Origin of the sequence: Paracnuella aquatica (genome assembly GCF_003332885.2) — a bacterium.
GTDB classification, from domain to species: domain Bacteria; phylum Bacteroidota; class Bacteroidia; order Chitinophagales; family Chitinophagaceae; genus Flavisolibacter; species Flavisolibacter aquaticus.
Genome location: NZ_QOWJ01000001.1, coordinates 57,830 through 76,012 on the forward strand (window position 1 = coordinate 57,830; position 18,183 = coordinate 76,012).

The window sequence follows — 18,183 nt, forward strand, 5'->3', positions numbered from 1 at the left end:
CGCCAAAAACTTTGTTATGCCAAGGGGATCACTTTACATACTGTCCTTTTTCAGTTTTACGGATTAACCCCAACCCGTTCAGGGTTTGCAGTAAGCTGTCTATTTGTGCCACCCGCTGCGCTTTTGCACCCTTTGTTGATCCCTTGAAAAACAGCAACAGTTGCTCGGCTGAAATCGGGTGTTCCTGTTGTTGGATGGTACGTTGCACTGCCTGTGCCTGCTCAGCGAGGTTCTTGGGCCATTCCTGAAGCTCCTGCGATGTTGCCACAGCTTCCACGGCAGCAGTTTCTAAGCCCATGTCAGTTTGTTGTAAGCCTTGCGGGTTTTGATATTCGGGGCGTAGCCAGCGCACCAGTCCGCGGGCTTCTTCTGCAGCACGTTCTTTGTTAAGGGCTACCAGGCGTTCGAGGATTGCTTCTTCGGAAAGGGTAACGGGCCACCCGTATGCAACGGCTACTGCTGCATCCAGTTCATCGTGCAGTTGCTTCAACACAGTAACCAAGCCCTGCTCATGTACCGTTTTGTCTTTGGCATTAAGTGCTTCACCGGTGCGGAGCTTTTCCAACACGTTGTACATGTCAGTAATGGTGAGCGTTGGGTGTAGTGCTTGCTGCCTTTTACGGTGGGCATCGAGGTCTTCAGCTATTTTGCGGATAATTTGTTTTTGATCATCGGTAGCGTTAGGAAATGGAAAGGTTTCGAAACATGAGGTTTTAATATACCGAGGTGTGTTACCACCCAAATTACTACCGTTTGCCAATGCCCATTTTATATGAAAACGGCACGACAGAACTCCCAAAATAAACGCATCGTTGGCTGCAATGTTTATCAACGCGTCATCGGGAAGAATGCTTGCCGGTAAAAATTGGAAAACACGATGCTTCGCGGTAACAACAGTGCTGACATATCGATCTAATCCAAGTAATGCTTTACGCATTTCTGGCCTGGGCTTGCCAAAGAGCCACCATAGCTTGGCATAGGCTGCGCCATCTGGTGTATTTGCCTTTGCATCTCTTTCAGGCTTTACCCTATCTATAATCCATTGGAAAATGGAAGGAAACCTTTCCCGAACTTCTTCCGATTTAAGCCCATACAAGTCTATTATTTTTACTTTTCGCGGTAAATCAGTCAAGTCTTTTCCATTGCGATATTCCTTAATGTAATTAAGTGCGTCTGGGCCATTGTTCAAACTCAATCGATCTGCTTCCGCCTCACCAATAATAAAGCCGGAGCCGTGTAATTTGACACCTGGACTACTTATTTTTTCATTCGCTTTTAAAGCGACAATCGATGTTAGGGGTAGTCCGACGGACAAGTTGGATTGAATGATACCAACTTTTTCTGCTAACTTGATTTCTACTTCAGCATTATCAGTCTTATTTTCTGATATTAATGTTAGAAGCCTTCCCTGTCTATAGCCCGCCGATGCTACAGTCATAGCAATTTCGACGGCGGCGCCATCATTACTTTCGACCCATGGATGGTCAGGAATTGCGTACGCGATTGTAAGTGCCGGCTGGTTGTTTATATGATAGTCGATGACTCTGCGATTAAATGTTTGCCTGATACTATTTGTAGTAATAAAGCCAAACCTTTCTGCCGTTTTATTTCTAACTATATCAGCTGCCTTATGCCACCAGAACATGACGAAATCAGCACTTTCTGGCACAATGCTCCTATATGCCTTGCGAAGCGCTTCTGTGTACCCATCGCCTAATGCCTCTCGCATATACTTCGCTCCAATAAACGGCGGATTTCCTACGATAAAATTTGTTTCCGGCCATTCGGTAGGCTTTGGATTTATGTAGTCATACACAAGTGTTTGAGCTGTTTCATCGGGCACTTCCTGTCCTGTTACCGGGTGCATTTTAGTGGTGTGTCCATCCCAGCGGGTAACGGGCACGCCGTTGCTATCCAGCCGCGGCTTTCGGTCGGTGTAGGAGAGTACTGCATCTTGTTGCTTGATGTTTCCATATTGGCGCAGTATTGGTGCACCCAACCGGTTGGCATTACCATGTGTACGGAAATGCCATTGCAGGTAACCAATCCATAGCACCACATCGGCAATAGCAGCGGCCCTTGGGTTTACTTCCAGGCCAAGCAGTTGCTCCGGTGTCACCGTGTAGCCGCCGGTCATATCAAGGCCCAATTGCCGTGGAAAATGGTCCAGGTACTCGGTTACTTCACCTTCCAGCCTTTTCAGGTGCTCCAGTGTTACGTACAAAAAGTTGCCGCTTCCACAGGCAGGGTCCAGCACTTTTACCGAGCACAGGCGGCGGTGAAAGGCCTCAATTTCTTTACGGGCACCTGCCTCATCGCCACGGTCTTCCAGTATAGTAGACGCGGTACGTGCTGCTTCCCATTCTTCGCGCAGGGGCTCAATTACAGTGGGCATTACCAGCCTTTCTACGTATGCCCTTGGTGTGTAGTGGGCGCCCAGTTTGTGCCGCTCACGGGGCTGTAATGCACGCTCCAGCAGGGTGCCAAATATGGCGGGCTCCACATCAGCCCAACCGGCTTCAGCGGCCTGTATCAGCAGGTCGAGCTGTGCTTCGGTTACCGGCAATGCCTCCTGGTCTTTGAAAAGAAAACCATTGAATTGCGGGATCAGCGTACGCAGGGCTGGGTCGAAGCCACCCTTATCCATCGTTTGCCACAGGGATTGCAGCGCATTCGGAAAGTATTCGATGTTGCTTTTATAGTCCTGCAGCAGGCGGGTAAATGATTTTTCGGGCAGGAGCTGCACATCTTCGGCAAACATGGTAAAGAGGCAGCGCATCAAAAAGCCTGCAACCTTTTCCGGTGCATGGCCTGCTGCCTCCAGCAATGCCGCGAGTTTTGCCAGCCGTTCGGCCAGTTCCCGCGTAACCCTTGCAGCACGTTTGCTGAGGTCCAGCTCCAACGGGTTGGTGAATAGCAGGCGAAGCCTTTCCTGTATTTCTTCGCGGTGGAGGTCTTCCAGCTTTATTCGGTAGTTCTGCGGGTCGGGGAAAGGCACATAGGTTTTACCCTGCCGCGCAAAGTCGGCATACAGGTCTATGCAATAGCCAACATCGACCACGGCAAGGAATGGTGGCCACCCTTCGGAAGTGGGCAGGGAACGGGCATAGCGCAGGGCCTGCTCTTTGGCCTTTTTCATTTCCCGCTCCCAGGTGCGGGTATCACGTACAGCAGTGCCGGTCTTTGTCTTTACCTTTTCACCACCCAACAGCTCGGCCTCCGAAGGCCCTGACTTACTGGAGCCTTGCTTTGCTTCCAGCACAAAGCAATGACGTTTGTACAGGTCAATAAAATTGGTGCTGGTATTTCCCTCTCCATCATCGAAAATTACCGGCCGCTCGAAGGTGTAGTCTGCTTCATGCACCTTGTCGGACGCAGGCCGTGGTTTTTCCACGCTCAGTATCTCGCAGAGCTCGGACAGGAACAGCTGGTAATTGGCCCGCTCCGAAGCGCCGGAGGCTTTCCAGCGGGTAATGAATTGGTTGATGTTGGGTAGCGTCGAAGCAATCATGCAGGGTAAATCAGTTTTGGTGTGAACCTAAACAAATGTAGGTGTTCGCCGGTATTATAAAGCTTGCTGCATCAATAAACAAGTTGATGAAGGTCGGTGTGCCGGCGCTTTACATTACCGCTTCGCCAGATATAGTGCTACTCGAACACCCATTATTTATTCGCTGCCGATGCAACATTGCCAAATTAGTTTTGCCCGCTGACCTGACTCCAAACATTGAGGACGTTCGACTTAGATATTACCCTAACATTGATGCATAGGTGCAATTAAATTTTACAAATATTCTTCTTGGCTACAACAATACTTGCAGTTATTTTCGAAAAGATAATCCATTAACAATCAGTAGATAAGTAAATACTGACATCAGTAAATCAGTATGGTGGTATGCAAAGCGCTGGCAAAGGGGGAATCAAACTTTTATACCATTGTCCGGGCGATTGTATATAGCCGTCAGTAATCGGAAAAATTTAAAATCATGTGCACAAAGGCGCGGTTTCCGTCGAGGGCATTGGCATTACAGCGAATGATTGAAATACAAACAAAGGGAGAGGTGCGGGAGAAAAACCCGGTACGGGTTTACTATTGCTCTGAGTGTGGCGGCTACCACCTTACTTCGGCTGCAATGGACAAAAGGAAAAAGAATAAAATACTAAAGCGAAAGGCTGCAGCGGTGATTAGGATCGCGGAAGATTGGCTTAGGCGGAAGGGCTGGAAGATCGAATAGGTCCCATCCTGAATCATTTGAGATATTAAGGAATAACGCGCAAATTATCCTACAGCCGTCATCAGTTCGAGGAAGTGGAACCTGCAGCACTCATGCCCCTGCCACCACCATGTTGGTAACTTCGTGCAGTTGAACTTCAAATTCACACAGTTTCATCTGGTTTATCCATTTTTGCAGTCTAACAGAGCTTAACAAAATGAAACCAGATCATCAAGAGGCTTCACTTGATCCGCTGCTCATCTATTTCGATCGTTTGATCCCATTGAACAAAGCGGAAAAGGAACTGGTCGGAGCAAAGTTCCACCCTCGTCTGTTTCGAAAGCGCCAGTATGTGTTACAAGAAGGTGATGTCTGCGCACAAATGTATTTTGTGGTACGGGGCTGCCTTCGAATGTACAAGATTGATGAAAAAGGTAACACTCATAACCTCCAGTTCGCCGCTGAAAACTACTGGATCAATGACCTGAGTAGTTTCCACGGCATTAAACCGTCGGCCCTGAATATTGATGCGCTGGAGGACACGGTGTTGCTCCAGATTAGTCATGATGACCTCATTTCCCTGTACATCCAGGCGCCCAAATTTGACCGCATTTTCCGTGTGCTGCTGGAGAACAGCTACATTCGTCTACAAGAAAGGCTCCTGCAAAACATTAGCTCCACCGCCGAAGAACGGTACCAAACCTTTTTGGAAATCTATCCGCACCTGGTGAACCGTCTCTCCCAGGTGCAAATTGCTTCCTTCCTGGGTATTACACCAGAATTTTTGAGCCGTTTACGGAACCGCAGGGCGTCAAAGCCCTCAAAATCTTAAACTACATCAAGGCTATTTCTTAAACCAGTTCATTGGCCACCCTTTAGTGATAGCGGAGTTTTGCACTCACGAAACATTCGTAAATCATCAAAAAAGAAATAGTCGTGAGTACAAAATCAAAAGTAGCCGTCATTGGCCTTGGCAACATCGGAAGTACTGTTGCTGCGAACCTCATAAAAGGAAACCGCCCCGTTATCGTTGCTGACCGCACATTGGCCAAAGCAGAAGCGCTGGCACAGCAGTTGGGAAGCCTGGCACAGCCAGCCCAGATCCCCGCGGCCATCAAAGACGCTGACATCATCGTGTTGGCCATCTATTTTGGTCCCATCCAAGAGTTTTTGAAGCAATACGCATCCGAGTTTGAAGGCAAGATCATTGTCGATCCTTCCAACCCGATTGCACCTGCTGAAAACGGCGGCTTCAAAAAGATCATTGGTGAAACTGAATCTTCAGGCCAGATACTGTCCACACAGCTTCCACAGGGCGTAAAACTGGCCAAGGCTCTTGGTACCTTGGGCGCAGCTACACTTGCTGGCGCTGCCCACCAAAGCCCAGAAAAGGCGGTTCTGTTCTATGCAACCGATGATACCAACATCAACAGCGAGGTGGAGGATCTGATCAGCGACAGCGGCTTTGAGCCCGTACGCATCGGTGGGCTCGATCAATCCATCCGCATCGAAGTCTTCGGTGATCTGCACGAATACGGTGCGTTGGGTAAATCAGTAACACTCACGGAGGCTAAACAAAAGGTTTAATCATCCCTTTAACTACCTACAGCGTTGCGTGTTGGCGCAGCGCTGCTTTCAACAAATCCTTTCAATCCAAATAAGTTCAAAATGAAAAAAATTCTCTTAGTATTCACCCTGATTGCATCTGGCCTTTTTATATCTCCCACTGCAAATGCACAAGCCTCTGCGAAGGCAGATATTAAAAAATTGATCTTCGCATACCGTGATGCCTTGAATGCATCCGACGCCAGCAAGGTTGTTTCACTTTATACCACCGATGGCGTATTACTTGCCAATGCCGCACCCACCGCAGTAGGTGCCGATCAGGTAAAAGGTACGTATCAGTATGTATTCGATAATTTTAAATACAACCTGGAATTTTCTGTTGGTGAAATTGTGGCATCGGGTAACTATGCTTTCGCCACATCTACCTCAAAAGGATCTTTTACCATCAAAGCCAGTGGCCAAACTGTACCAGACGAAAACCGTGAATTGTTTGTTTTTGAAAAAGTAAACGGCCAATGGAAAATTGCCCGTTACATGTATAACAAGACAAAATAGTTCAAGAGGGTTGCAAGCGCAACCCCACATAATAGAAAACCACGCAGGGTGCAGCTGGGCACGTTTCCAGTTGCACTTTGTCTGATGGTGACTTGAAAATCAATGTAATATCCAATATCACCCTTTCAAGCATGGTAAAATGAAGTCATTTATTTTTTCCTTACTCACACTGGCAATCTTTTGTACCAGTAGCCAGGCGCAAGCCCTAAAGAGGCTGAGGCATTTCATGCAAGCAGCACCCATGCCAGCTGGCGTTACCCCCTACGGTGCCAACCCCAAAGCGGGACGGTATGTGAATGTGGTTGATGCCAAGATCTATTATGAAGTATATGGCAAAGGGGCACCGATTGTTGTCCTTCATGGTGGGATAGTAGGTTCTACCTTCGAGATGCACCCCTTTATTGACAGTTTGAAGAAAAGCTACCAGGTTATTGCGGTTTCCACCCGTGGTCATGGTAAATCTGAAATGGGTTCAGAAGAGCCTACCTATGAGCGAAAGGCCAAGGATGCGATGGCTGTTATCAACGCGGTGACAAAAGACAGTGTGACGGTATTGGGTTTCAGCGACGGCGCTTATACGGGCTATTTTCTTGCTGCCGCCCACCCTGAAAAGGTAAAGAAGCTGATTGCCATTGGTGCGGGTGAATGGAAGCAGGGGTTTCGGACGTTTAACAATACGCGACAACTGTTTTTCAGCATGGACAGCGCCTACTTCAAACAGCAACTTTCCCTGATGCCCCAGCCTGGGCGGTTTGACGAGTGGTTAGTGACCATGAATAGGTACTACAGCACGGTGAACATCGGTAAAGAAACATTAAGCACCATTCAGTGCCCTGTTTTGGTGATGGCTGGCGAACTGGATCAGAACGCCCCTTTGAAGACCATCATTGCCGCTTACGAAATGATTCCGCATGCGCGGCTGAGCATTATTCCAGGTGCACCGCACCCTGTCTTTTTGGTCAACTTCCCTGCGGTATGGACAAGTATGCTGCCGTTTTTAAAACAATAAACAAAATCAAAAATGAACGAAACAATAACAAGAGACGTGTTAACCCATCATTTGACAGCTTTTGGCAACAACGACCTGAATGAGATCCTGAAAGACTACACAGAAGAATCGGAAGTACTCACACCAGACGGCCCAATTAGAGGATTGGTAGCCATTCGCCAGTTCTTTGCGGATTATTTTGTCACCATTCCCACAGGATCGGACTTCAATATGAGGCGGTTGACGGTGACAGGCAATGCAGCGTATATCGTGTGGTCAAGCGATTCGACGGTGGCCAGCATTCCATTGGGTACTGACACCTTTTTTCTGGAAGAGGGTAAGATCAGACTCCACACCGTAGCAGCGAATATTATTCCAAGGAATTAAAACAACATTTGATTGTGGAGTCGGTTGCGCTGGCGTCTCAAATCAATGTAAAATGGTAGTGTATGAAACGATTACAAACAATGCTCCTGGCATTTGTGCTTATGGGTTCAACAACCGTAATTGCCCAGAAGATTAAATTAACGGAAGATCGCCTCCAGGCGGTTGATGTGTCAATGTCCCTGGAAAAGATCAAAGGGAAAAAAGCGCTACGCGTCGTGAAGGACTCAACAGTCAATGAGGTCGACGAACCCACGTTTGTAAGGATCAACGGGATCAATTTTACCAACGGCACCATCGAAGTAAAGGTTCTAAGTCGTCTGTTAAAAGACGCACCAGCTTATGCACGGGGCTTTATTGGGCTTGCCTTTCACATAAACGACAGTAACACTAAGTATGAAAGTATCTATATACGCCCGACCAATGGAAGGGCAGATGATCAGGTGCGGCGAAACCACTCCATCCAATACTACTCTTATCCAAACTACAAATTTGATCGGCTCCGCAGAGAAGCGCCCGAAAAGTATGAGTCCTATGCAGACATGGCGTTAGATCAATGGATCACCCTGCGTGTTGTGGTAAACGGCAGCGGAGCTAAATTGTTTCTCAACGACAACAAACAGCCCTGCCTGGTCGTAAATGATCTCAAACACGGTGCGAACGCTTCAGGGGCCATCGGGTTGTGGGTGGAGATCGGAACTGAAGGCTACTTCAGAGACCTAAAGGTCCACCAGGATTAAAAGCCTACGAATTACCCTCGCCAAAAGCGAAAACAAATTCAGTTGATGATGGATACGCTTTTGTCCAAGCTACCTCAAAATGTCTCATTCACCAGTTGTAAACAAGTAATGAAGATCACACAGAAGGCAAAATTTTTTTTGTCCTGAGAAACGAAAAACAGCTGTAGGTGGTTTACAATTACTTGTTCATTGCTGTCAAAAAGTATCAAGGTTGGGATTTACAAAACACGACTATCCTGAAAAAGACATTTGTGTTTTAGCACGGCATCTCGTCCCACGTCTGATCAAGCAGTAGCCGTCCTGTCCTTTTTTTATTTGTTCCCCCCCATTGCTTGAAGAAGAATTTCACGTCAGCACTTTTGCACTGCTCCAAAATATCAAGCGCCCATTCCTCTTTCATTGGACGCGGCTTACGTCCAGATTCACCACCAACGATGACCCAGTCGATCCCAGTGAGGTTCATATTTGGTATTGGCCCGATCAGTGGCTCACACGACAGAAACTTCACCCGTGCACCAGTGGAGCGCAGATCAGCAATGCGGTGCATAACCTTCTGGTTCTCCACAGATACCCCCATCCAGATATTGTGGCCCCACTTCAGCTGGTTGCTGTATTTCAGAAGCAGATCGCTCCGTTTGGTAAGGACCTGAAAAACATGCTGCGGGTTATCGTTCATCACCGCGAAAACCTGTTGGATAAAAGACAGCGGCACATCCTTGTGGAAGAGGTCCGACATGGAGTTCACAAAGACCACCTTCGGCGTCTTCCAAGTGTACGGAATAGCCAGCGCATCGGGGTGCACCCGCAGCTCAAACCCATCTCTATACTTTTCCACCCCCATTGCTTTGAGTCGCCTGGTCATCACTTCCGCGTAACAGTGTTTACAGCCCGCTGAGACCTTGTTACAGCCCGTTGTCGGGTTCCAGGTCATTTCCGTCCATTCTATTGATGATTGCGCCATTATGCCTCGTATTTAGGTTTGATTACGTCGTTTGCGATCTTCACGCCAGCTGCATTGTTGGTGGCCATCATGAAGTGGTACATGATCGAGTTCATACTATTCTTCAACAGGAACGGTTCGGAAACATACTTGAATACTTCACCCAGTCGTTCCGCATACAGATCGCCGAGCTTTTGGACGGTTTCTTTCTCCTTTGTTACGGTGGTTTCTGCACCAAACAACGTATGTGTCGTGGTGCGGCGATAAAACCGTTTGTCAATCTCTGCACGATTTAGCCCCAGGCAGGTTTCAAGCGCCTTGTACCACCCGTCTGAAATGTTTCCATCCACTTTCAACAGCCTGTTTGCCCCGACACCCGTCGGTACCAATATCCAGAGGTCCACACCCAACCCTTTCAGCGCCTCGATAGATGACCACTTCACATCCATACCATACGGATCAATGAAGGACAGTGCCCTGTATGTTCTATTCTTGGTGAGATAGTCAGCCAACGCTTTCAATTTGTTGTTACAGTCATCCTTTATAACGTAGGCTTTCCTGCCTGGGTGATTTTCTTTTATCTGATTTTCCAGAGTACACTTGTGCGCCTCATTAAGTTCCACGAAATAGTACAGATCAAAGGGTTTGGGAGAGGTGATTTCCAGAATTTGTAGTGCGGTTCCCTTTTTCACCGCTTCGCCGTCTTCGCCTTTGATCACGCCCGACCCCGCGAAGCCGTCAAAGTAAATTGTTTTCACCCAAGGGAGAGTAGCCATGATGGTGAGGTAGGCCCTTGCGTAATCGACTACGATGCGCATTTTCTGATCAGTCCAGCTTCCACCGAATTGTTGGTCCATAAGCAGTTGTTTGCTCAAATCTAAGCCTTCCCTGCTGATCGTAAAACTGGTTTCAACGTGTGGCATCCCAGTGAAATATATTTGCGTAAGTCGAGTGCTGTTTTCGGCTCCATTACTACCTCGATGTCATCCACTGGTTTGGCAAACTTGCTATTCAACTGCTCCAAAAAATACCGTACCAAATAACTCACGTCCCAGCTCTGAAGTTGGCTTATTCCCATAATGCTGGACATGTCATAGTAGTGGAGCGCAATACGGCAGTGCGCCAATGCTAAATATTTTAGTAAAGGTAGAAAATCTTTCGCAAATACACTGGCAAGCACTTTGTCACTGCCTTTTGGAGGCAACTAAACCTAAGGAATTTTTGGAGCGAAGGTTCAGAAACGGGTACCTGAAGTATAACGGGGAGGCGGTCTTTTGAAAATAGTTTTATACGAGGATACGAATCATGCCAAATGCATTTACGCCAAACTTTGATGGAATTTACGACCTGTTCCGGGTAAAGCATCCGCAGTTTATCAAAACATTCAACATGGAGGTGTACAACCGGCGGGGGCAGGTGGTGTATAAGATCAGCATTGGTCCTGGGGGCTGGAACTGCCGGTTCCCCAACATTGATCAACCCAATGGAAACTACATCTGGATGATTACCATGACCGACCTGGATGGGAAAAAGAGTTCGTACCAGGGCGAGGTAATGTTGTTACGTTAGGCAATGTCTCGGTGATTCAATGAAGGTGCCCTTGCCAGAAAATTTACCCCGGCAAGGGCACTACCTCATTTATACGAGATGCCACGGCATTCGAGGTCTTGCTCAATGAGCTGTAGCAGGTATTGCTTTATTGTAAGATCTTCTTCCAAAAGCAGCCGCTTCATTGTCTTGTGCAACGTTACAGGAATATCCAGCGTAGCACGCAATTTTTTCTCTTTGCCAGCCGGTTGCGTGTTTTGGGGCTGGTCAGGTACCAATGGTTGGTCCTGCGGGTGGGATAAAGCATCGTTGCGGCGACTGAATTTGTTGTTATTGGGCATTTGTTTTGTGGGTTTTAAATTTTGATAAGTGGTGGTATCAAGCCCTACTACCCCTACCATCTTTTTGAGGCTTTTACGATAGGGGCTGGTAGGTGGTTGATGTGTTTCATACAGGCAAATTTGACTGCTGTGGTGGGCAATTAGTCCCTTGTTCCGACGAGGAAAATAACCTGTAAAAGTATTAACCTTTACTACTTGATTTTCATCAACTTGCGCTAAGATTTTACCATTATCCGCCATTTGTATTTTGTCGTTTTTTCAGCTTTATTGGCGAAATTGGGTCACCAATAATTCCAGATCCTATGAACACTTTTTTTGATCATGGGAAGCCAGTTCCAGGCTTCCATGAAAAGTATTTTGTTGACCAACATGGCCAAATATTCCGGCCGATGAAGAATGGCTGCATCTTGCCTGTTCACACCCGTATTGATCGTGCAGGTTACAATACAGTCCGCTTGTTTAAAGAGGGCAGAACCCACACAAAATTTGTCCATCGTTTAGTTGCGGAGGCTTACCTACCGAACCCCGAAAAAAAGTGCTGTGTGAACCACCTCAATGGAGCTAAAACCGATAACCGGGTAGAGAACCTTGAATGGGTAAATCGTTCCGAGAATATCCAACACGCTTACAACACTGGTCTATTGTCGGCTCCGGGAAAAAGAAAGGTGGAAGACCAATGTTCGGGCCGCCAGTTTTCCAGTATTAAAGAAGCAGCGGATTACTACCACATTCCTTACTCTACCTGTAAAAATTATTTGAGTGGCCGGTACCCAAATCCCACTTGTTTGTCATACTCATAGATCTTTACAAAAATTGTCGGGAAGCAGCGCCGGCTCATCCTGCCGTTAGCTACAGGTCGGGGTACTCCTCCGCGCTTAAAGAAATACCAAGGCTCCTAAGGTACCGTAGCGTTACTGTCAGGGAACTGTGCCCCATAGCTTGTTGCACCTTGAACGGATCCTTTGTTTTCTCATACACAGCCACCGCGCCGGAGTGGCGAAAGCTGTAAAGTGTTTGGCACTCCAGCAGCTCCAAATGTTTCGGAAATTTTTTCTTTTCCCTGGTCCACACAGTAGTGAAATAATCTTCGTTGACTGGTTTAGCCGAGCCGCCGATAAGGAAATGTTCCGGTGCCAGTTTATAGACGTTGGCTGCTATCAGGGCCTGGGTTACGTAATTTGGAAGCCTGACAACCCTTATACGTTTACTTTTGTTTTCTGTGCCGCTTAGCGTGATTGTGGTGCATGCCTCATTTAGGTGCCTTCGTTGCAGCAGCCTTATTTCCCGGTGGGGGCGAAGAAAGCAGCCATACATGATTACTGCACACAGGAAAAGATGTGGATGTTTACCCTCCAAGTAAGAAAGCAATCCTTTAAGGTGTGTAGGAGGGAAAGCCACATTTAAGACGTGTACCTCTTTTTTACGTGTGGTTTTATGGACGGGATTAACAGTGATCATACCATCATTCACCATGCGGGAAATAAGTCCAGTAAGGGTACGGCGTTTGGTCATATAGTAGGCTGCGGAGCTGGAATAGCGCGATAGGAAACGTTGTAGGTTGTGGGCGGCTACTTCGTTGGCTGGCGAGTTTTTAAGGCCTTCTTCGGTAAGAAAATCATGAAGTTCAGCCGATATACGGGTAAGGTCCTCCCGGTAGCGGTTGCTGATGTCTTCTTTTTTAATCTTTTCGTTGATTTCAGTGATGCAACGGCTTATGGTGTATCCACTATAGGGATTTGCTGATTTTTCTTGTTTGTTTGGATCCCAACCTTTCTCCAGCTTCTTTTTTATCTCGTACTGGAGTTGATGGAGCAGGCGCAATCTTTCGGCGATGTTTTTGGATTCATTCGGGAAGCAATTTATACCCAAGGGTTTGCCAGTATAAAATCGAAAACGTTGACCACTGAAAAATACTTTTACGTAGGACCTTGATTTTACGTCCTTGCCGTGGACGATGACTGGATCGGTATACATCTGAAAAGTTTTAGGTGACGCGTATACCGACGCGCAGGAGGGATGATAAGTGTGAAAAGCAATACAGTAGTGCTTTTTATTGGTAAAAGCGTCGGATTGTGGTTCCGAAGGTCGCGGGTTCGACCCCCGTCATTCACCCCAAGAGGCCCTGCAGCAATGCGGGGCTTTTTGTTGGGGGTAGGGGCTGAATTTCAATAACATAGAAGCGCAAAAGAGCCGTGCGGAAGTTAAAGATAGCGTAATTGCAACGGAAAGATAAAAGCAAGAAACATTGCAGGTATTCGATTTTGGAGCACTTCTTGGCGCATCTGTTGGCGCATTGAAGACTTTGCCTGATGATCCAAACGCGGAGTGTTACCACTTCTTTCATCGTTATCGTATAGCAGCTTAAAATTCCTTCCTGCCGCAACTTCGCATTCAGTATATAACCTTGCCATATATCCTTAACCGTTGCTTTCACACCCGAATTATTTGTAACATGAATGGCATCGGCTACAGTACCACTACGCATTTGCAAGCCCTCGCACAATAGGTTTTGATAAACCCGTTATCGTGGTACTCTATTGATACCGTAGTGTCAGCACTTTACAACGTCGGCGTTGTTTGTACATGCCGTTCCATGTGGGCGATGCACAAACGATAATTACCCATGTGTTTTGGTTTGCAAACCTCCAAGAGGTAGTGAAGGGGGCTGTACGTTGGTTAATTTCGCTCCGTGAAAAGTCTTATTTCCAAAGCTGCCCATATAGCATATACACAACAGCAATTAGCAATGAACGCATCATGCCTTGTTGTCTTGACCCTTTCCAAAGGGTTCCAGGATTGGCAGCGGTGACCCGAACTCTTGGGAATATTTTTATTTTGTTTCGCCGGTACCACTTTTGCCAGCGTTGTGCGGCCTGCTTTTTTATCATCTGTACAATGGCCGTCGATTGCACATTCTACCTTTAGGACCGTATGCGCCACCCAATAGTCAGTCTTAAAGAAAGTGATCTTTTTATCGAAACAAACAATCGGTAGATATGGACCAAAAACTAAAAAGTGAACGCCGCCGCCTCTTGGTAAATTTTGAAAAGGTACTGGAAGGCCCGATGATTTTCCTGGGGTTCGTCTGGCTGGTGCTTTTGATCATTGAACTAATCTGGGCGTTACCCAAAGCACTGGAATATTTGAGCCTGGTGATATGGGCACTATTCATTATCGATTTTCTGATTAAGTTGGTGCTGGCACCCGAGAAAGTAAGATTCCTGAAGAAAAACTGGTTGACCGCAATCTCTTTGCTGGTGCCTGCACTACGGGTACTTCGGGCTTTTCGGTTTGTGCGGGTGTTGCGCGGGCTACGAGGTATTAGGTTGTTCCGGATTGTGTCTTCGCTTAATAGGAGCATGAACAGCCTTGCTGCAACAATGCAACGCCGGGCATTCGGTTATATCTTTTTACTTACCGTGATTGTAACATTGGCAGGGGCAGCTGGCATGTATGCCCTGGAGCGAAATACGGAAGGGTTCGGGTCTTTTGGTTTGTCGCTATGGTGGTCGGCCATGCGGGTGATTACTGCCGGTAGTGGTGCTGAGCCCGTAACTCCCGAGGGCAGGGTATTGGCATTTCTGCTTGCCCTTTTCGGCTACACTATTTTCGGTTACGTAACTGCCACATTTGCTTCGTTCTTTATCGGTCGTGATGCAGAGGAGGAGGATACTGCCGTTGCTGGAGTACACGATCTGAAGCAGTTGCAAAACGAAATTGGGGAACTTAAAACTTTGATCCGGGAATTAAAACAAAAAGGGGAGTAAAGGCGCAAATCATTGCTTTGAACCAGCATCATCAATATCTTCTTTCCGGTTGGCCGCATTTTTCAGGTCAGCAAGAACTTCAATTGGCCCCGCGTCGTTGTATAGTTTAATTTCTCGTATTTCCGTGGGCAAATAAAAGCCGTTGCTTTCCAGAGTTGCTTTTACGTTTTTTATCAGCCTGCTTCTTGTTTCCAACATGCCCCTGCGGAAGTCGTCAGTTTTCACCCAAAAGAACACTTTTATATTTACGGCGCTGGCGGCCAATTCGTCAACTACGGAGAAGTTGACGTGCTGTTCGTCATTTACCACGCCTTCGGTGTTGTCCAGGCACTGTGCTATCAGTGCTCTTGCAGCTTCAATATCGTTTTCGTAGGCGATGCCAATAATGAAATCTGCCCTGAAGTATCCATCCTCAGTGTAGTTGTACACCGGCTTTTTAAGCACGTCTCCATTTGGTATGTAAACATTGCGGCCGTCGAATGTGGTAATTTTAGTATAACGGAACTCCATTTCTTTAACCTTCCCAAAGATCTCTTCAATTTTCACTGTGTCGTTTACGCGAAAAGGCCGGTTAAAGGCCAATATGATCCCCGCAAGGAAGTTTTCTGCAATGTCCTTAAACGCAAAGCCTAATACTACTGCCGATGCGCCAAAAGTGGCCATGAGTGCGCCTGCTATACCACTCAGCCCTGCCGCATGAAGCGAAAGTAGGAACACCAGCACTAACAGTACTACTTTGATACCTTGTGCCAGAAAACCACTTAAAAGTTGATCATGTGCTTTTCGTTTAAGCCTGCCACCCACCAGTTGTGTGAGCCAGTTCGCAATAAGGATACCCAGCACGAAAATGAGTATCCCCATTGCCAGTCTTGGCAAGGCATCAAGGAGGGCATAAAAGTAACCGGTGAGCCTTTTTGAAATATCGTTCATACCAGGTGCTATTTATTTTGATAAAATACCTTGCTGCAAATATTCCTTAGTGATCAGGCCGGTACAATGCATCCTGCATCAGGCGTTCCACAACAGCGTAGTGCTCTTTCTTCGGCAATTGGTGCAGCAGGTGATACATCGAGGTGCGCACAATCGGATCTTCTTTGCCGTAATGCCATATAGGTAAAAGCGTATCGGCTACCAATTCTTCAACCGTTCTTACTGCAAGCACTACCCGTAACACGCCAGCTTCATCAAAAAAGTTGCTCTTAGGGTGGTGGGTTATCCGCCATTGAAGCAGAATGGCAATTGATTGCATGCTTTCCACGGCAGTACCAGGATCATTGATGCCGGGACTGAGCGCCTTTACGGCAATTTCCATGAGTTGTCTAAAGCCATAATGGTAGTTTGCAGCTGTGGATTGCCCTTCTTCTAAGTCAATAAAATTGTGGAGCGGGTGGTCGTAAAGGTTGTTTTCGCCCACCGTATCTGCTCCGGTCAGTTTAACATAGCCGGTGCCTTGTAGTACGAATGTGCCTAAAGGATGTAACAGGGTGGCGCACCAGCCATGTTTACTACAAAAGGCAACAAGCTCATTCAGCTGTACCCTTTGTATAAACCCCGATCTTGTTGCCGGTAAAACAATGCCCATGCCCACCGCAATAGGCGTCTCTTCATTTTCAGCAGTACAGGTTTTTGCCATCGAGGCCATTGTTTGGTGCCTGATGCGATGGATGATTGTTTCGTACTTAACCGACTGCGTGACGTAGTGCAAGAAGTAGATAAAAAAGAAAATATCAAAGATGGTGATTGCAATGAGCAGGTACGTGCTGAGGGCTGGAACAAATATACCCTGGTCTACATCACGTATGGTACTAAGGAGGAACAGCGCATACACGATGGAACCGATGTAAAAACCTAATACCGACTGCTGAAAGCGGTTGCCGATCAACTGATCCAAAGTACGGTTGCTCAAATTGGAGGCTGTTTGGTTCAAAATGATCATCACCATGGAAAAGGAGAAAACGGACAGTGAAATTATGCCGGCTGCGATGGCTGAAATAATACTTCTTGCAGTATCTGCATCGCGAAGGCTTAGCCAGTGCAGTCTACTTTTAACCGCTTTACCCCATTCCGACGCATCTGTGTACACCATACCAAGCGATAGCGCAAAAAATAGCAAAGCGATGACTGCCGGTAAAAAGGCGATGCTACCGGTAATTCGTAAATACTTTTCTCGAAACCATTTGGAAGTGCGTAAAATCACAAGGCAAGTGGGGTTGGGCAACAAGGAATTTATCAGAAAGCGAAACGGCACTTATGGTGATTGTATATATATGCCGCTTCGCTATTGGCGTGCCACCAGATAACTGGTACAGTAAAGGCTTATTACCCAGCCATGCGGCGGCATTCCTCGGCGCAGGCACGACAGGCCTGTGCACATTGCTGGCAGTGGTCGTGCTGGTGCTGGCCGCATTCGGCGGCGCAAGCCTCACATGCGTCAGCGCAAAGCCGGCACAACTCTTTTGCACGGTCGCTTCCCAGGCTCATCAACTGCGCCGCGGCATAGCAAAGAGTTGCGCATTCCATATCCAGCTGAATGCATTTGGCCATCATGTGCAGGTGCTCTTCCTGCAGGCAGGAGCTGGCGCAATTCTGGCAGGCGGAGGCGCAACGCAAACAGGCATCGATACAGTTTTGGTATTGTTGATAGTTGCTTTGCATAAGCGAAATTTTAGGGGTTATTGAAACAACCGTTGCACAATAACCGAACCAGCCGACCAATTGTGCTCCAAAATCCGAAAGATGAATTGTTTTTCCATTGCGCTGAAGAGGCAGGTTATAGAACACTCATGATGTTTTTAAAATCGGCCAAACGGCAGCTGCGCTGCTAACCTGCAGCAGTGCACAGCTGTGGCTCGATGAGGAAGGCAACTTGAAAGACGGTAGGAGCGGGGTTGGTGCAGTTCTTTCTGTGGGGCAGTGTTTGGGTGGTGCTCACCTTGCTGCGTAAGGACTAAGACAAGTGGGCAGGTGTAGCAGCCTGCCCCTTTTCATTCCTGCGCATGCAGGCTCTTCAGCGTATGAACTTAGAGATAAAGAGGTAACAAGTTTAGCAATCGATAAAAGTAATGGTGACCAAAAAGTTTGTTTTGCGCAGCTGGTTGGCGAGGTAGCATCGATGGCCGGTTTTTTGTTTACACAGTTCT

Annotated in this window: 17 protein-coding genes; 9 read left to right on the top strand and 8 right to left on the bottom strand. The window is 47.2% G+C overall.

Going from position 1 to position 18,183, the window contains the following annotated elements; genetic code table 11:
• Positions 1-28: 28 nt before the first annotated feature.
• Positions 29-3,511 (bottom strand): class I SAM-dependent DNA methyltransferase, encoded by a 3,483-nt coding sequence (locus DRJ53_RS00275; protein ID WP_114233592.1) that lies wholly within the window; start codon positions 3,509-3,511, stop codon positions 29-31.
• 920 nt (positions 3,512-4,431) lie between these two features.
• Here DRJ53_RS00275 and DRJ53_RS00285 point away from each other — a divergent pair.
• From DRJ53_RS00285 to DRJ53_RS00310, 6 genes are all read left to right on the top strand, one after another.
• The gene (locus DRJ53_RS00285; RefSeq protein ID WP_114233594.1) at positions 4,432-5,046 is read left to right on the top strand and encodes a Crp/Fnr family transcriptional regulator; all 615 of its coding nucleotides are present in this window, start codon (positions 4,432-4,434) and stop codon (positions 5,044-5,046) included.
• A gap of 104 nt (positions 5,047-5,150) precedes the next feature.
• Positions 5,151-5,801, top strand: coding sequence for an NADPH-dependent F420 reductase (locus tag DRJ53_RS00290; RefSeq protein WP_114233595.1), 651 nt, complete (start codon positions 5,151-5,153; stop codon positions 5,799-5,801).
• 81 nt (positions 5,802-5,882) lie between these two features.
• Positions 5,883-6,335: a YybH family protein gene (locus tag DRJ53_RS00295; protein ID WP_114233596.1), complete on the top strand. Its 453-nt coding sequence runs from the start codon at positions 5,883-5,885 to the stop codon at positions 6,333-6,335.
• A 139-nt stretch (positions 6,336-6,474) separates the two neighbouring features.
• Complete coding sequence (locus DRJ53_RS00300; protein ID WP_114233597.1) at positions 6,475-7,344, top strand: alpha/beta fold hydrolase; 870 nt, start codon at positions 6,475-6,477, stop codon at positions 7,342-7,344.
• A 12-nt stretch (positions 7,345-7,356) separates the two neighbouring features.
• On the top strand, positions 7,357-7,710 hold the full coding sequence (locus DRJ53_RS00305; protein WP_114233598.1) for a nuclear transport factor 2 family protein: 354 nt from the start codon (positions 7,357-7,359) through the stop codon (positions 7,708-7,710).
• A 62-nt stretch (positions 7,711-7,772) separates the two neighbouring features.
• Entirely contained in the window at positions 7,773-8,447 is a 675-nt protein-coding gene (locus DRJ53_RS00310) for a LamG domain-containing protein (RefSeq protein WP_175580724.1), read from the top strand.
• A 256-nt stretch (positions 8,448-8,703) separates the two neighbouring features.
• Here the strand turns inward: DRJ53_RS00310 and DRJ53_RS00315 are convergent, their stop codons facing one another.
• Positions 8,704-9,408, bottom strand: coding sequence for a DUF5131 family protein (locus DRJ53_RS00315; protein ID WP_114233600.1), 705 nt, complete (start codon positions 9,406-9,408; stop codon positions 8,704-8,706).
• Positions 9,408-10,244 carry a three-Cys-motif partner protein TcmP gene (tcmP, locus tag DRJ53_RS00320; RefSeq protein ID WP_162303774.1) on the bottom strand — a complete coding sequence of 279 codons (837 nt, stop codon included), beginning with the start codon at positions 10,242-10,244 and terminating at the stop codon, positions 9,408-9,410. Before tcmP ends, DRJ53_RS00315 begins: the two co-directional genes overlap by 1 nt.
• Before the next feature lie 448 nt (positions 10,245-10,692).
• Here tcmP and DRJ53_RS00325 point away from each other — a divergent pair, with 448 nt between their 5' ends.
• Positions 10,693-10,956 (top strand): T9SS type B sorting domain-containing protein, encoded by a 264-nt coding sequence (locus DRJ53_RS00325; protein WP_114233602.1) that lies wholly within the window; start codon positions 10,693-10,695, stop codon positions 10,954-10,956.
• A 65-nt stretch (positions 10,957-11,021) separates the two neighbouring features.
• Here the strand turns inward: DRJ53_RS00325 and DRJ53_RS00330 are convergent, their stop codons facing one another.
• The gene (locus DRJ53_RS00330; RefSeq protein ID WP_114233603.1) at positions 11,022-11,516 is read right to left on the bottom strand and encodes a hypothetical protein; all 495 of its coding nucleotides are present in this window, start codon (positions 11,514-11,516) and stop codon (positions 11,022-11,024) included.
• A gap of 62 nt (positions 11,517-11,578) precedes the next feature.
• Here DRJ53_RS00330 and DRJ53_RS00335 point away from each other — a divergent pair, with 62 nt between their 5' ends.
• A complete protein-coding gene (locus DRJ53_RS00335) occupies positions 11,579-12,076 on the top strand; it encodes an HNH endonuclease signature motif containing protein (protein ID WP_206609697.1) in 498 nt (165 codons plus the stop codon).
• Between the two features lie 49 nt (positions 12,077-12,125).
• On the opposite strand, the gene DRJ53_RS00340 is transcribed toward DRJ53_RS00335, so the two are convergent.
• Complete coding sequence (locus tag DRJ53_RS00340) at positions 12,126-13,250, bottom strand: site-specific integrase (RefSeq protein ID WP_114233604.1); 1,125 nt, start codon at positions 13,248-13,250, stop codon at positions 12,126-12,128.
• A gap of 1,022 nt (positions 13,251-14,272) precedes the next feature.
• On the opposite strand from DRJ53_RS00340, the gene DRJ53_RS00355 reads away from it, so the two are divergent.
• Positions 14,273-15,043 carry a potassium channel family protein gene (locus tag DRJ53_RS00355; RefSeq protein ID WP_114233607.1) on the top strand — a complete coding sequence of 257 codons (771 nt, stop codon included), beginning with the start codon at positions 14,273-14,275 and terminating at the stop codon, positions 15,041-15,043.
• Positions 15,044-15,052: 9 nt separating this feature from the next.
• Here DRJ53_RS00355 and DRJ53_RS00360 read toward each other — a convergent pair whose 3' ends face one another.
• From DRJ53_RS00360 to DRJ53_RS21850, 3 genes are all read right to left on the bottom strand, one after another.
• The gene (locus DRJ53_RS00360; protein ID WP_114233608.1) at positions 15,053-15,973 is read right to left on the bottom strand and encodes a mechanosensitive ion channel family protein; all 921 of its coding nucleotides are present in this window, start codon (positions 15,971-15,973) and stop codon (positions 15,053-15,055) included.
• 46 nt (positions 15,974-16,019) lie between these two features.
• The gene (locus tag DRJ53_RS00365) at positions 16,020-17,240 is read right to left on the bottom strand and encodes a DUF2254 domain-containing protein (protein WP_114234389.1); all 1,221 of its coding nucleotides are present in this window, start codon (positions 17,238-17,240) and stop codon (positions 16,020-16,022) included.
• Between the two features lie 122 nt (positions 17,241-17,362).
• Positions 17,363-17,698 carry a four-helix bundle copper-binding protein gene (locus DRJ53_RS21850; RefSeq protein ID WP_114233609.1) on the bottom strand — a complete coding sequence of 112 codons (336 nt, stop codon included), beginning with the start codon at positions 17,696-17,698 and terminating at the stop codon, positions 17,363-17,365.
• Between the last annotated feature and the right edge of the window lie 485 nt (positions 17,699-18,183).

Excerpts from the sequence above, each read along its gene's own strand:
- DRJ53_RS00275 (WP_114233592.1), bottom strand. The coding sequence starts at position 3,511 with ATGATTGCTTCGACGCTACCCAACATCAACCAATTCATTACCCGCTGG.
- DRJ53_RS00285 (WP_114233594.1), top strand. The coding sequence starts at position 4,432 with ATGAAACCAGATCATCAAGAGGCTTCACTTGATCCGCTGCTCATCTAT.
- DRJ53_RS00295 (WP_114233596.1), top strand. The coding sequence starts at position 5,883 with ATGAAAAAAATTCTCTTAGTATTCACCCTGATTGCATCTGGCCTTTTT.
- DRJ53_RS00300 (WP_114233597.1), top strand. The coding sequence starts at position 6,475 with ATGAAGTCATTTATTTTTTCCTTACTCACACTGGCAATCTTTTGTACC.
- DRJ53_RS00305 (WP_114233598.1), top strand. The coding sequence starts at position 7,357 with ATGAACGAAACAATAACAAGAGACGTGTTAACCCATCATTTGACAGCT.
- DRJ53_RS00310 (WP_175580724.1), top strand. The coding sequence starts at position 7,773 with ATGAAACGATTACAAACAATGCTCCTGGCATTTGTGCTTATGGGTTCA.
- DRJ53_RS00315 (WP_114233600.1), bottom strand. The coding sequence starts at position 9,408 with ATGGCGCAATCATCAATAGAATGGACGGAAATGACCTGGAACCCGACA.
- tcmP (WP_162303774.1), bottom strand. The coding sequence starts at position 10,244 with ATGGACCAACAATTCGGTGGAAGCTGGACTGATCAGAAAATGCGCATC.
- DRJ53_RS00325 (WP_114233602.1), top strand. The coding sequence starts at position 10,693 with ATGCCAAATGCATTTACGCCAAACTTTGATGGAATTTACGACCTGTTC.
- DRJ53_RS00330 (WP_114233603.1), bottom strand. The coding sequence starts at position 11,516 with ATGGCGGATAATGGTAAAATCTTAGCGCAAGTTGATGAAAATCAAGTA.
- DRJ53_RS00335 (WP_206609697.1), top strand. The coding sequence starts at position 11,579 with ATGAACACTTTTTTTGATCATGGGAAGCCAGTTCCAGGCTTCCATGAA.
- DRJ53_RS00340 (WP_114233604.1), bottom strand. The coding sequence starts at position 13,250 with ATGTATACCGATCCAGTCATCGTCCACGGCAAGGACGTAAAATCAAGG.
- DRJ53_RS00355 (WP_114233607.1), top strand. The coding sequence starts at position 14,273 with ATGGACCAAAAACTAAAAAGTGAACGCCGCCGCCTCTTGGTAAATTTT.
- DRJ53_RS00360 (WP_114233608.1), bottom strand. The coding sequence starts at position 15,973 with ATGAACGATATTTCAAAAAGGCTCACCGGTTACTTTTATGCCCTCCTT.
- DRJ53_RS21850 (WP_114233609.1), bottom strand. The coding sequence starts at position 17,698 with ATGCAAAGCAACTATCAACAATACCAAAACTGTATCGATGCCTGTTTG.